Source organism: Sphingobacterium haloxyli (genome assembly GCF_002980525.1).
GTDB classification, from domain to species: Bacteria; Bacteroidota; Bacteroidia; order Sphingobacteriales; family Sphingobacteriaceae; genus Sphingobacterium; species Sphingobacterium haloxyli.
In genome coordinates this window covers 1-13,370 of sequence record NZ_PVBQ01000004.1, presented here as the reverse complement: position 1 = coordinate 13,370, position 13,370 = coordinate 1, and the positions used below count along the sequence as shown (strand labels likewise).

The following is a 13,370-nucleotide window of genomic DNA, read 5'->3' as shown; positions in this document are numbered from 1 at the left end:
CGAAGCTTTCTCGGAAGTGAATGGGTAGCCCTCAAAAAAGCAAGGGGCAGTCCCGCACTCTAAATCCGTAGGGCGACCAAACCCTCTTCCTAAAGTATCGAAGACAAATAGGAAGCGCCATTTAGAGATAACGCGAGACCGCCACCATGCCTATGACAAAAGTAAGAAACTTTTTCAAGCATGAGGCGATACTACGCGGTTCTCTCGTCGGCTTTTTGGTCATTTACGGAACGAGACAACTTCGTAAACCAAGGCTTAATAGCCGTGATTATCTAATCGCTTAGACAAATATACAGAAAAAATTCCATAAATAAAAAATAATTTTTTGGAATTATAATAAAATTAAGATATGGATGAAAAAGAGATGATGATGAAAGACATCGAAAATTTCTCTGACTATGTTAAGGCTAAAAAAGAGAAATTTCAACTGACTAATAAGGCTTTAGGAGAAAAAGTAGGGCTATCAGAAGGCGAAATAAGCAAAATTATCAATAGAAGTAAGCATTCGGTTTCGCTCCATTCATTTTGCAAAATTGCGGTTAATACTGGCGACACAATTGACCAAGCTAGAGACCAAGTGTATCCGCATCGTAAGTTTAAACTAAACGAAGTCAATTCTCAAATCAATACTATCAAAGAACGTAAGGGCTTTGGAAAATTTATGCAGGAAAATTTCGAAAAAGATACTATTGAACAGGTTCCAAGTGAGAATTCATTTGATATTATTCGTGTGAAAACCGGAATAAGCGAAACGCGTTTAAAAAACTTATATTATGGTACCGGCGCCCCAGAACCCTTCGAATTCCTTTTAATCGAAATGGCCGTGGGGAAAAATCCGGGAGAGTTGATGAAGGTGTATGTTGAGAGGTATCCAGTAAAGAAAACTAAAGAGTGAAAAATGGAGGTCGCGGACTGTTACCTCCGCGCAAATTACTAATCGACAAATTAATCTGATGGACCAAACAAAACTAATTAAGCAAAATTCTATACGTATATTTAGTAAAGGCTTGCGCTTTTAGGGAAACCGTATGGAGGTTTGAGGGGAGAGCTTGTTATTAGATTCTTTTTACTTACTATATAGTGATGCAAAAAACTGAATTAGATTCTTTCCTTACAATGAAAGGATCTCATACCGAATTCTTACGATCCAGATATCAGGACATAACACCTGAGATTATATATAAATGCTCCAAGGAAAGAATTTCTCTTTTAAAAGACACACAAAACATTACTAGAACAATTGCTATATTTCGATTTAATCGTAATACTTGGTCTGAATCCCTTAGCAAATTGAATACTGATGTCGAAAATGGGTTTCTAATAAACGATGCAATCAAATTACACAATTTAGAGTTATTAAGACAGCCAATTAAACATTGCAAAATATCCTTTCCTGACTTGAGCTCTATGAAAAGATTAAAAATATACGAGTATAGTCAGCTAATTAAAATTTACATAAAAAAAGAAGAATCTATTGAACTTTATGGTAACTTATATGAAATATATCATCCGGAGATTCTTGTAGACAACATTATAAAAAATGCCAGATTAGAGTTTTATACCATGGAACATGCAGATATTATAATTGATATGAGAATTTTGGAATTATTGAACAGTAAACTAATATAAAAATGATTTACAAAAAGAGATTCTATTTGGATCTAATAACAATAGTCTTGGGTATATTACTGTTCATTACATTTGTTTTGTCAGTGATATACTTATACACAGGTTGGCTAACTCCGAAGTTTGCGGATCTTATAGCAGGATTAATAACGGGATTATTTGTAGCATGTGTTCAAGTAGGCTTAAGCTGGTACGAGTATAAAAAAATTGACAAATTTACTGACATGAAAGTACTTGATGTAAGATCTGATCGAGATAGTCGAGAATTTTATGAAAATCTAATTAAGGAATCAAAAAGACAAATTGATATCATGGGTGTTACTGCTGATCGGTTAATAGATCATTTTGCAGACATAGATGGGGATCAAGAGAGAGCTAAAGTACTATTAAGAGCACTCAACAAAAAAGTCAAAGTTCGAATATTGCTACCTGAAAAAGAATATATAGATAGCACAAAATCATCAACCTTTGATAGTGTTAAATTAAAACTTGAAAAACTAGAAAAAGAATATCCACTTCTGGAGTACCGCTATTTTTCATATTCGCCCAAACATAGTATATTTCGAATCGATGACACTTGTATTTTAGGCCCGGTATTCCCTGAACGGCAAAGTAGGGATACTCCTGCTATCCATTTTGACAGCAGCAGCCCATTTGCATCCAAATATTTAGAACATTTTGAACACGAATGGGAAAATGCCAATGCTTAAAATTACGGCTTTTCCTAGACTGCATATCACTCTAATAGCAATGGGTCAAAATGCCTATCGGATAAATGGAGGAATAGGTTTTTCCATATCTGATCCTAAACTTGAGATAGAAATTTCTCCATCTATAAGATTCTCACTAACGGATTTAAGAGACACAAAACTTACTGATAACGAAATTATTAAAATAGAATACAGTATTGATAGAACAATAAAAGCACTTTCTTTTAGGCACAACATCCATGTTAAAATAGGGAAAGGGGAATTATTATCACATGTTGGATTAGGCGCTGGAACAATAATAAAATTAGCATGTATAGAGGGGTTATTTTTAATTAATGATTTTAAGGATTATAGTACTACACAAATCATTGATTTTTCTGGGCGAGGCGGTACTTCTGGTATAGGGGTTAGAACTTATTTTAGTGGAGGATATGCTTTTGATGTCGGAAGAAAGAATGACGGGAACACCTTATCTCCATCAGGTTCCTTAGAACACAAGGTAAATCAGTCTCTTTTAATTAATCAGGGAGAGATGCCAAATTGGAAAATTGGTCTATGCATCCCTAGAAATCTCTATGGATTTTCTAATACAACTGAAAATTCTTTCTTTAAAAGAACTGCTAATTTATCAAACAAAGCAATAAAAGAAATTCTGTATGAATGTTCTTTGGGCGTATTACCGAGTATTATAGAAAAAGATATAGATGTGTTCTCTAAGTCCATAAAAAAGATTCAAAAGTTAAAGTGGAAAACAGCAGAACGCAAAGTACATGAAACTACTATTTCAGATGCAGAGCTAATATTATATGACTGCGGCGCATCGGCGATAGGTATGTCTAGTATGGGGCCAACTTTATTTTTTGTTGGAGAAGATTTGGAAAAGACTATAACTCTCGCAAAGCAACAGCTTAATGAAAAATTTCTGATATTTGAAACTTCAACAAATAACAGGGGAAGAATAATAAATGTGCTATAATGCTTGAACTTACTTTTATTACATCCAATAATGAAAAACTAGCACATGCAAGACACATTTGCAAAGATTACCCTGTTCGAATTTCGAAACAAAAAAATTATGGCATTGGCTATATTGAGCCAAGAATCGATGATAGGGATGAATTACTTCGACAGAGTATCGAGGATGCTAAAGAAAGATTTCGTAAAACACAACCGGCTAACTCTGATAAATTATTCTTCATTGAGGATACATCTGTTAAAATTCATGCTTTAAGCTCTAATGACAAGGAAGTTCCCGGAGTAGACATCAAGTATTGGATGCAAGAGAATGATTTTGACACCTTGGATCTGCTATTAAAAGAGCAAGGAAATGATCGACGTACCACAGTTAGATCTGATATTGTTTTAGTATTAAACAAAACATTACAAAAAAAATATGGAAGTGATTATCTAATTTTTACTAGTTCTGTTGAAGGAACAATTATTGACAAAGAACACAAAATAAAGCCCCAACCAATCTATCCTTGGTTAAATGATCGTACATTCAATAAATGGTTTATACCAAATGGTGCTGAAAAGCCTTTGAGCGCACTACCTATAAATAAGGCTGACCAATATGATTTTAGAAGACAAGCTTATAAAGATATGCTTGATTTTCTATCGGGAAACAATCTAATTACTAAACCTGTTTCCTATAAGCAGTTAGATCTATTTCCTCCGCATATTTTCTTAGTCTGTGGCCCCACTTGTGCAGGAAAGACAACCTTGTCAACATATATGTTAGAGCATTATAATTATTACCACTTAGAAGCTAGTGATTTTATGCATTTAAGTTATTATGAAAGACATGGAATTGGATCAAAAGTAAAGATTGGCGATTTTGCAGAAAAAGCATTGAAAGAAAAACCAACAATCGTTGTCGACCAAATCACAGAGCATCTAGATCAAATTAAAAAAAACATACCTATAGTTATCACCGGCTTTAGGTCTCCAGAAGAAGTTGAAGCATTTAGAAGATGGTTCGATAATGACCAATATCTAGATTTGATTTATATTGATGCAAAAATTCATGAACGATACGAACGCAATTTGATTAGAGAACGAGCAGATGACACATCTACATTTGAAAAATTTGAAGAAAAAAACCAACAACAGGACAGCATGGGGCTGTTGAAAATAAAGGAGCAAGTTCCAGATGAAAATATAATTTTAAACGAAGAGGATATATCCTCTTTCTACGAAGCTTTTGAACGTCAATTTTATGATAAACTTACACACTCTAAACATTTCAGTCTAAACAAAGAGACATTACCTACAGCTTTCAAAAGAAAGAAGCTTCAAAATACTATTGTTGAGGCTTTATACCCATACAAAGATGACAGCAATGGCCACACAACTGCTGAAATTGCGCGTTTAACACTGGAAAATGCAGAACTAGAGAGTAAAAACAAGAATAATGTGAGTAGATATTTTAATCAATATTATTATCCTTTTTATGACATCTCTGTAAATGAAGATGGCAAGAATAAATATCAATTATCTCACACAGGTATATCATATTACAATTGGCTAAAAAAACACCTATCTTAAAAAAAACAATTACCTTGGCTAACAATATAATGCTTCAACATATCATTCCAGTCACTAGATATTATGGTTCAAAAAGAAAATTGCTCCCCGCAATATGGGGAGAAATAGAAAAAAGAGAGATTCCTTTTGAATCAGTATTAGATATTTTTGGTGGTTCGGCAACCTTTTCATACTATGCAAAGTTAAAAGGGAAAAAGTTGATCTATAATGACCTTTTCCGTTTCAATTATCTTATTGCCAAGGCTATTATTGGAAATAAAACTTTATCACTCTCTCTTGATGAAACTTTACAATTGCTTAAAGAAAACCCAGATATTAATTACAAACATATCATACAAGAAAACTTTAATGATATCTATTACCCTGATGATGAAAACAGGGTAATAGATATAGTAATCCAAAATATTCAACATTTGGCAGATGAAGAAAAACAGGCTAGTGCATACTATATTCTATTCCAATCATGTATGATCAAACGCCCTTACAATCTATTCCATCGTAAAAATCTCAATCTTAGGACGAATTACAATGGAGGTAATTTTGGAAACAAGACAACATGGGAAAGATCTTTTGAGGAGTTATTCATAAGATTCCATAAAGAACTTTCTGAATGTACTTTTGACAACGGTTTTGATAATAAAATTCTAAACTCTTCTGCATTAAAATGTGATGCAAATGCTGATTTAGTTTATATTGATCCGCCATATTTCCATAAAGACAACCATCTTACTTATCACAGTAAATATCATTTTTTGGAAGGGCTAGCACATTACGATCAAATATTATCAAACATTAACTTTGAAACTAAAAATAAAGAGATAACTATAAATAAGACTCGAGAATTTGAAAACAAAGCAACCTTTCTCTTCGAATTAGATCAACTTTTAAACAAACACTCAGATTCTGTTATTTTACTTTCTTACAGAAGTAATGGTATTCCTTCAATTATCGAAATTGAAGAATTATTAAGAAGGCATAGATCGAACGTAGAAGTAATTACGCTAGGTAAGTATAATTATGCACTAACAAGAAATAATAAGGAGACTGAGGAATATTTGTTTATCGGAAAATAACACTGAATGACTCGGTAGTGTAAATTGAACTGTCACATCACTCCTTTTAGGGTTTGTGCTCAGAGGCTGAAAGCGTGGACAAACCCTAAATGGAGTTGCCGAAGGCTTTAATCCTATCCCCAAATTTAATATGTAATTGTTGCATTGTCAATCCCCAATTTCTCAATGCCAAGATCAGACTGATCTCCCAAATTTTGTGTATGAGTTTCTTTTTGAGCATAGTATCAGGGTATAGGCAATTTTATTTCGGGCATACTTCTAAAATAATCTGTTTTAACTTTTCAAATTCGGGCTCTGCGATTACGGTAATAGTTCTACCCTCTTTATCAGGAATTGGAACATCAAAGTGATAAGGAATACAATTAAGTCCTTCTCTAGCTATATTATATCCGCTCTCCTTCTTTCCGCTTGCATCAATAAAATATTGGTAGTCCGATACTGTCTTATCGCTAAAACTACCAATTAATAAGAATTGGATCTCAATTCCCTCATCGTAAAGCATTTTAAACTTATCGATAAGTTGTGAAGCTCTTCTTAAATAACCTTCAATATAGAATTTGGAAATTTTTGTCTTTGCTTCGACGTAGGTAATTTTCGTCGGTGTTTCTATTAAAAAATCTACCTCCGTGTGTTCCTCCTTGTCAATCGTAAAGTGGTGATTAGTTACATATGTATATCCATTCTCTTTAAGGATAATCTCCACAAAGTCTTCAAAATACTTTGATAAAAAATAATAACAAATGGATGGCTTTAAAGTGGACACGAACTTTTTACTGCTGCTTTTCGGAGCAGATACTGATCTATAATGATTAACTTTTGAATCACCATCATGATTCAGCCAATGTATTAAATTATAGTCTGTATCCTTTTTAACATTTGTATACACTCCCAAAGCCGTTTCAGCTTGAACACTGGGTGAAAGCAAAAAATGATAATCTTTTAAGTGTTCCAACTGTTCAACAGAAACTACACTATTAAAAAAATGACTAAACTCCGCATCAATCACAACTGTACCATCTAAATAAAAATTGTTTTTTAAGTGAGAAAGTAAAAGGCTCAGTTTAGGGTTGTTCACCTTAGTCCGAAAATCTTTCACCAGATCATCCACTTTTGCATCTACACCCCTCTTTTTCTTTGAAAAAGTATTAGTCAAAAGATTATAATAATAAGACTTTAAGAACTCGGGCTTTATAAACGGGGTAAGCTGTACATTCACATATGGTATAAAGCAGTTACCGACAAGGATACCCAGTTCAAGCCCCGCTGAATTAGAAAGGATAGAGATGTCATTTGATACTGAAAAAAAAGAGTATTTCTTATAAAACTTTTCATTAATCCAAATGTCTTTTTCGTCAATCGGTGATGCATTTAATTCATCTATTTTAAGAATAGAAGAAAGGACTATTACATCTTCGGGATGACCTTCAAATTTCTGTTCGGAAACAACTCCTTTATAAAAAATGTCGTTTTCAAAAAATGCTATTTTGCCGAGACTCTTTCGGATCTTGTCAATATTGAGTTTTTCAACAAGGGCTTGCAAAATTTTTGTCTTCTTAATGGCGGTAATGAGTCTATCTTTTCCTTTATCACCATTACCCATAAATTTTGTAGACAAGCGATTGAGCACCACCACGTCAGTGGTCGCCGATAATGAGGCTTCAAATTCTGGTAACCTAGTTATTTGTTCATTGAAGTAGGCAGCAATTTTTCCTATCAACCCTTCTTTACCCATCCCCTTTCTAGTTAATTGCCCACTGTTATTATAAATATCCAATACTTCTTCCGGCCTAATAGACATTTCCAAAAGAAATTCGTCGCTAAACAGATCTAAAATTGTAAAACCTGCAACTGGGTTTCTCAATTCGATAAGCCTACCTAACTGAATTCCAATATCTAAAGAAATTTCGCAAACAGCCTCTACAATAGTTTCTAAATGAATTTCATAATTGAATAATGAAATATTCGTATAATTATCAAACACCATTAGATCTTTTGTTTTGTATATTGTGTAATCACCTCATTTAACACAGGCTGTAAGTCATAATTATCCCGATACAGTTCAAGAAGAACAAATAAGGATTTAGGATCAAAATCAATTATTTCTAAGTTTTCATCATCAGTAAGCCCCAATTCGGAAAAAGTTAATTCTAATTTTTCCGGTGAAAAAATTGAAATGCCGTGGGAGGGAAATTCATCCCTAAGTTTTTCAATTTTAATCCGTTCATTTTGAAAATCTTCTAAATAGTTATTGAAAATAAAGTAACTGATCCTTTCTGAAAGATCGTCAATATAGTAGCGATCCTGCTTCTTTAGATTACCTTCCGATTCAATAGATTCAAAATAAAATTCTAACGGATCAAAAAACTTCCTATGTAAATTTTTAAATGCCTCTTCATCTTCAAGCCTTCCCAATGTTTCATTAAATTCCTCCTCCAAACCAAATTTCTTCAATATTTCCTCTAGAGATTCATCGGTGCCCTGAGCATAAAGTAAACTCGAAATTCTTTGAATAGCCAAACGGTTATTCGGTGCTCTATTTTTTGAATAGGCGGTAAAAATATCACCGAGATTTTTATCCGTTTCAAATAAATCATTCAAATACCCGACGAGTGATTCAATATCCTCCTTTGATGTTAAAGGGGCAATTTGGAGAATATCCGGCTTGATACGTGTATATAACGCATCATTGGTGGTACTGATTTCGGATTCGCCAATACCAGTCGTGAAACTAACCATTAAGTAATGCCCCTTAATTTGATTGAACAGATCTACTAATTCTCTGTATGAAGTCAAAAAATGGTTAAATCTCAATTTAGACTTTTCTCTGATTTTTTCAATTTCATCAATGGCAAAGATTAAATACGTACTGGCCTCCGATAATATATTTAGAAATAATACTAAAATTTCCCTTCTATTAAAGTCACGGATTTGCTCAATCTTCCATTTATCAAAATATCTTTTATTATAAAATCTCCCGGTTCCTAAATAGAAGATCTCAATAATATTCTCTCTTGAATTCCCCTCTTTAAAAAGTAATTTAGTATATTCTTCAATTTCTCGAAAATTACTTTCAAAATTATTGGTAAGTGCTCCTATGTTATTGCTGTCGGAAAATCCCTGAACAAAATCAACTATTTTATCAATGTATTTATCTTGAATAATTTTCAGTAAGAACAGAACAAGATCAGTTCGCTCAATATCAGCCCGGGAATATTCAACGGAGATATTGTACTCATCATGTGTATTAAAAAACAATTGTAAATATTTTAGAAGATTGGTCTTTCCGTTACCAAAATCAGCGATGATTAAATTAGTAACCATTCGGTCTGCGTCAATTTCTTCAATTTTACTTTTGACAGCAGCTTTTAATTTTTCTTGACCAATTATAAAGAATGGCAGCTCCGGTACCTTTCCTTCTGCAATATCCTTTTTAAATGCGACTATATGTTTTTCTGGAAGGCTTAACTTTTCCCAAAGATTGTCGATTTTCATTTGTCTTTAATTTTAATTTTTATGACGGGCCTATTCCGAATATAAAACCGTTCACGAGTATCAATTGAGTTGACAGTATTACTAAAATATATATTACGGTTTTTTTTCTCGCTTTCGTAAAACTCTACCAAAAATTTTTGAAAATTTTCCGCGGAGATCCTCATTTCCCCTTTTATATTATGCAAATTTATAAACCCTAGATCATTTTTATCCTTTTTTAATCGCTGTTTGTATATTTTTAAAAACATGCCTTTCCTTTTAACAAAAGCCATCTTTTCTTTAAACCCCTCATTTTCAAACTTTTTAAACAAGAGCAACAACTCATTATACCACTCATAGAATTTAACATTACTGTTTATAATTTCAATATAGTTTCTTCTTATGTTAAATTTAGCGTCTAATACGTTTAACGATTCCACCCACGAATTACGAACAATATTATAATTTGATAAGCTGGAGGACGTAAAATTAAAATGCTTAATCTTTAAATAATCATTAATGAATTCAGATTGTTCGGCAATAACACTTTTAAGATTATATTTTAGTCCCAGTTTAATAAACAAACAATGGGTTATAAAAAGGTGGAAATCTGCTTCTAATATTCGCTCAAAATAGAATGTTGCTTCCCGCTGTGAAATTCGGAAAAAGTTCGACTTGATTTCCAAAAGTGCTTTTCCATTGACTGTTAAAGTATTTTTGGGACTGATTAAATTAAATTTATCCTTAGCCAAATTTAAATAATACGACGCGGCTTTATAAGTTGAATAAATCTGTTTATCAATGACAGTCTTCCGATCCAAAATAATATTTGGCAATTCAGATAGAAACTCCTTTTTACTATTAATATTCTGAATATACTCCCAAATACTGTTAATGGCTACGTCACTCGGTAAACCATTAAAAGCGTCAGGAAGTTCTTTCTGATATTCTTTATTTAACGTCTTAATCAAATAATAATAAAATTCCGAAAGAATTTGTGAACTTGGAATTGATTTGTCTAGCGTGTCGACAAATGTACAAATCCACTTGCTTGGCTTCAACTGTTGGTTGAAGGGGCGGTGCAGGCTAGCAATATAAACAGGCTCCGTCATTCGATAATTTTAACAAACATAATATTTTTTTCTTTGATATATAGTATCCGCCCTATGAACTACGTATTTGAATTGTCGTTACTTGTGTGCATGATTAAATCTATGACGTTCCGCTTACACTACGGGACTTTTCGGCCATTGACGCAATTCAGGACTAAATTTGATGATTAACATTGGGAAAAGTATGTTTCTCGTTGAACTCCAATATTAACTTATGTATAAAATAGGCTGGCATATCATCAACCACAATTATCAGTTCTTAATTAACAACCCGATATGCAACAAAAGCCCTAGAGCAGGAGAATGTGTACGAGGCACAAATGCCTTAAAGTTAGCAGTCTTAAAATCTATCAAGGTCAAATAGGCTTGGTGAACTCCTTTTAAACTCATCGACCAGATTTCACCGGTTGCTTTTCGAACGAAGGTCATGATATCATTCTTGACCGATATAACATCATATTCTTTTCCGGTAAGACTTTTGAAATGTTTTACCGGACTTGCCGCACTATAGAATTCGGCGTAAGTAATTTCTGGTTCAGTTTTCGTGTATTTCATTTTTTGGTTGATTTAATCTGAGTAGTTACCTATCCAAATAACGTCGTGTGCTATTCCTAAACTCCTGCTTAAACTGATCATCCATTAGACGTTTGGCAAATTCCATCTGGAATTTACGCATAGATAGGGCCACGTCATCGAATATTTTTTTAAAGGCCAGCTCTCTGGTATACGGATCAAGATTATCTACATACTTCTGTTGGTAATCTGGATGATCAGCTATACGTTGTGTAAATGTTTCATATACCTGCCGCTTGTCCTCCGGCGTAGCTTCCCAATCAGCGAACCAGCGATCATTAAAATCCCGAATAATCTCGTCTAGTGCATCCGTCTCATCATCGCCGTGTGCACCACGTGGATTGGCGTTCGCAGGATCTAAGGAGGTTTCATCTTTATCAAGCAACAGCGATTCATTTAAGCGTACACGTTCGATACCGTACGTAGACAAGTCTACTATGATACTCCCTATTTGCTGGACAACTTTTTACTAAACTAAGATATAATTACGATACATTTTTAATTTCCTGATAGAACTTTTCATCTGGTGTTATTCGTCCTAATGACTTGTGTCTTCTCTCGGTGTTGTAGAAGTGCACATAATCCTTCACCTGTTTGTACAAGTCAACCCCACCATTGGGTGGATTAAGGTATATCTTCTCTCTTTTAAGCGATCCCCAGAACCTTTCAATGTAGATATTGTCCAGCGCCCTACCTTTGCCATCCATTGATATTTTCACTTCATTTTTCTGTAAGGCTTTCACAAAAACTTCAGATGTAAACTGAGAGCCCTGATCGGTATTGAATATCTCGGGCTTACCATGCCTTTGGATCGTATCTACCAGTACATCCCTGCACCATTCAGCATTCATTGTATTGGATACGTCCCAGCCCATTATCTTTCGGCTATATACATCGATGATAGCAAACATATACATAAAGCCCTTGAACATGGGGATGTAAGTGATATCCGCCTGCCATACCTGAGCGGGCCTTTCGACCTTAAGGTTCCTGAGCAGGTAAGGAAATTTATAGTCTGCCTTATTTGCTTTGCTCAGGTTCTTTTTAGGATGTATGGTTTTCAGGTTCATGAGCTTATACAGCCTACGAACACGCTTCTGCCCAACGAAATAGCCCACATCCTGCCTCAGATAGTCCGTCATGCGCTCTACCCCGTAAAAGGGACAGTCCAGAAACTTACGGTCTATGGCATTCATAACCTGCAGGTTGAACAGAGATTCTCCCTTGGGCTTAAAATAATAACTGCTGCGCGGTAACTCAATAACTTTGCACTGCCTGTAAACGCTCATTTTCTTATAGGAGGGGCAAACAAGCCCGCGTTTCTCGTCACGACTCATTTGCCCAATACTTTTTTTAAGAAATCCACCTGTATCTGTAGCTCCCCAATCTTGGAATAAAGTTCCTTCTCTTTGGAGTCATCCTTTGTCGGGCTTTTCTCCGTGGTAAAAACGGATTCCGCATTATCCAGAAATTCCGTTTCCAGGTGTTGATCTGTGTTGGGTGCAACTCGTATTTAACGGCCAGCTCCTGAATAGTCTGCTGTTCCTTGATAGCTTCTATGGCCACCTTCGCCTTAAAGCTTGCACTGAATTTCCTACGTTCTTTTTTCATTTTAAACTGCTAATTTAAACATTTATGCAGTTGTACAGTATGTATGCGCCCTATGAACTACATATTTGATTTGTCGCTAATTTGTTTATAGTTCTGCGGATAAAGATCTTTTAGATTCTTATGGTTGATGGAGGATATGTTGAGCAAAGTATGCTTTAGCCATTTGAACGGGTTGACCTCATGCTTCTTGCAGATAGCGAAGAAAGAATAGATCATTGCCGATCGCTGTGCGGCTTCATGACTGCCAGCGAACAAGTAATTTTTGCGTCCGAGCGCTACTGGTCTTATGGCATTCTCGATAAGGTTATTGTCAATCTGCAGATGTCCGTCATTCAGATAAGCCGAAAGCGCATCCCAGCGTGCATAAGCATAGGCCATGGCCTTTCCGATCTGGCTTTTAGGCAAAGTGTTCTTGATCTCTTCAAAGATCCATTTGCCCATTTGGTTAATGACCGGTAGCGATTCTTTCAGCCGCAGCTCTTTGATCTTCTCGGCAGCAAGTTGTTCTTCTTTAGCTCTACGTTCAATTTTATAGAGTTTCTGTATCATCATCAGCGCCTTTTCGGCCCTTGGGCGATCGTTCTGCAATGCTTTTTCAAACTCACGGCGTGCGTGTGCCCAGCATGCCAGATGGGTGATGCCCTTCT

The 13,370-nt window shown here is 34.8% G+C and carries 13 protein-coding genes; 5 read left to right on the top strand and 8 right to left on the bottom strand.

All coding sequences use genetic code 11. The features are described from left to right. The first annotated feature begins 349 nt into the window (after positions 1-349). The 5 genes from C5745_RS05830 to C5745_RS05805 all read left to right on the top strand — a co-directional run bounded on the left by C5745_RS05830 (position 350) and on the right by C5745_RS05805 (position 5,956). Positions 350-895: a hypothetical protein gene (locus C5745_RS05830; RefSeq protein WP_105716057.1), complete on the top strand. Its 546-nt coding sequence runs from the start codon at positions 350-352 to the stop codon at positions 893-895. Positions 896-1,850: 955 nt separating this feature from the next. Continuing rightward, entirely contained in the window at positions 1,851-2,336 is a 486-nt protein-coding gene (locus tag C5745_RS05820; protein ID WP_133166298.1) for a hypothetical protein, read from the top strand. Next, the gene (locus tag C5745_RS05815; RefSeq protein WP_105716054.1) at positions 2,323-3,312 is read left to right on the top strand and encodes a beta-ribofuranosylaminobenzene 5'-phosphate synthase family protein; all 990 of its coding nucleotides are present in this window, start codon (positions 2,323-2,325) and stop codon (positions 3,310-3,312) included. Before C5745_RS05820 ends, C5745_RS05815 begins: the two co-directional genes overlap by 14 nt. Then, positions 3,312-4,883 (top strand): non-canonical purine NTP pyrophosphatase, encoded by a 1,572-nt coding sequence (locus C5745_RS05810; RefSeq protein ID WP_105716053.1) that lies wholly within the window; start codon positions 3,312-3,314, stop codon positions 4,881-4,883. The genes C5745_RS05815 and C5745_RS05810 overlap by 1 nt, the downstream gene beginning before the upstream one ends. Beyond that, positions 4,859-5,956, top strand: coding sequence for a DNA adenine methylase (locus tag C5745_RS05805; protein ID WP_105716052.1), 1,098 nt, complete (start codon positions 4,859-4,861; stop codon positions 5,954-5,956). The genes C5745_RS05810 and C5745_RS05805 overlap by 25 nt, the downstream gene beginning before the upstream one ends. Positions 5,957-6,197: 241 nt before the next feature. On the opposite strand, the gene C5745_RS05800 is transcribed toward C5745_RS05805, so the two are convergent. The 8 genes from C5745_RS05800 to tnpC all read right to left on the bottom strand — a co-directional run. Next, a complete protein-coding gene (locus tag C5745_RS05800; protein WP_105716051.1) occupies positions 6,198-7,940 on the bottom strand; it encodes a hypothetical protein in 1,743 nt (580 codons plus the stop codon). After that, positions 7,940-9,448 carry a hypothetical protein gene (locus C5745_RS05795; RefSeq protein ID WP_105716050.1) on the bottom strand — a complete coding sequence of 503 codons (1,509 nt, stop codon included), beginning with the start codon at positions 9,446-9,448 and terminating at the stop codon, positions 7,940-7,942. Before C5745_RS05795 ends, C5745_RS05800 begins: the two co-directional genes overlap by 1 nt. After that, a complete protein-coding gene (locus C5745_RS05790; RefSeq protein WP_105716049.1) occupies positions 9,445-10,539 on the bottom strand; it encodes a hypothetical protein in 1,095 nt (364 codons plus the stop codon). Before C5745_RS05790 ends, C5745_RS05795 begins: the two co-directional genes overlap by 4 nt. Before the next feature lie 252 nt (positions 10,540-10,791). Continuing rightward, the gene (locus C5745_RS05785) at positions 10,792-11,094 is read right to left on the bottom strand and encodes a hypothetical protein (RefSeq protein WP_105716048.1); all 303 of its coding nucleotides are present in this window, start codon (positions 11,092-11,094) and stop codon (positions 10,792-10,794) included. Positions 11,095-11,119: 25 nt separating this feature from the next. Further along, positions 11,120-11,542 carry a hypothetical protein gene (locus C5745_RS05780; protein ID WP_105716047.1) on the bottom strand — a complete coding sequence of 141 codons (423 nt, stop codon included), beginning with the start codon at positions 11,540-11,542 and terminating at the stop codon, positions 11,120-11,122. 55 nt (positions 11,543-11,597) lie between these two features. Then, positions 11,598-12,449 (bottom strand): IS3 family transposase, encoded by an 852-nt coding sequence (locus C5745_RS05775; RefSeq protein ID WP_105716046.1) that lies wholly within the window; start codon positions 12,447-12,449, stop codon positions 11,598-11,600. 16 nt (positions 12,450-12,465) lie between these two features. Then, complete coding sequence (locus C5745_RS05770; RefSeq protein WP_105716045.1) at positions 12,466-12,723, bottom strand: transposase; 258 nt, start codon at positions 12,721-12,723, stop codon at positions 12,466-12,468. A gap of 57 nt (positions 12,724-12,780) precedes the next feature. Next, on the bottom strand, positions 12,781-13,370 hold a 590-nt coding region (tnpC, locus tag C5745_RS05765; protein ID WP_117584407.1), incomplete at its 5' end, for an IS66 family transposase.